Here is a 662-nt window from a genome sequence, read left to right as displayed (position 1 = left end):
TCACCCGACGAGTAGTCTTGTTCGTTCGCGCACCGCTTCCAGTTCTCTTTCGGAGACCCGACCTTTATGCTTTGCTCGTCTGGCGCGCCAATCAAGACTGCGAACCTGATCAGAGAGAACCACGCTTGTCGGCTCTCCTGTCAAAGGCACTTCAAAGGGATACCCTTTGATTTTTGTCGTTGTCGGGCAACAAACAATCATACCAGATTTTTTGTTGTAACTAACTGGCGAAAGCACCACAGCCGGGCGATGCCCAGATTGTTCACGCCCTGCCTGAGGATCAAACTCCAGCCAGACGATGTCTCCGCAATCTGGCACCCATGCTGACATTTACCAGATCTCTCCGCCAATTTCAGGCCCAAAACTCACTTCACCGTGACGGTTATCATCCGTGATGGCGGCAGTCAGGGTGTCCAGCGAAAGGACAGCAGGGTGAACCGGTTGAATGATGATACGCCCATCTTCTTCCCGGACATCAACAGCCTGATTGATCTGTAGGTGAACCGCTTCAAGGATATTGGCTGGTAGACGGATGGCAGCGCTGTTCCCCCATTTGCGAACGGTCCCATGCATTGGATCTCTCCTTTGTGTGTCTACATTGTAGATACACCTTCGGCCACTTCTGTTTCAAGCTAAAAGTAGCCAATGTCCGCTTCCAATGA

General features: G+C 51.7%; 2 protein-coding genes. Both read right to left on the bottom strand.

Annotated elements, in window-relative coordinates; genetic code table 11:
* The gene (gene mazF, locus GOB86_RS15715) at window positions 1-330 is read right to left on the bottom strand and encodes an endoribonuclease MazF (RefSeq protein ID WP_003618720.1); all 330 of its coding nucleotides are present in this window, start codon (window positions 328-330) and stop codon (window positions 1-3) included.
* A complete protein-coding gene (locus tag GOB86_RS15710; RefSeq protein ID WP_003618721.1) occupies window positions 331-573 on the bottom strand; it encodes an AbrB/MazE/SpoVT family DNA-binding domain-containing protein in 243 nt (80 codons plus the stop codon).
* Window positions 574-662 lie beyond the last annotated feature (89 nt).

It is taken from the genome of Acetobacter lambici, from assembly GCF_011516885.1.
GTDB lineage: Bacteria > Pseudomonadota > Alphaproteobacteria > Acetobacterales > Acetobacteraceae > Acetobacter > Acetobacter lambici.
This window is presented reverse-complemented; position numbering and strand designations above follow the sequence as displayed.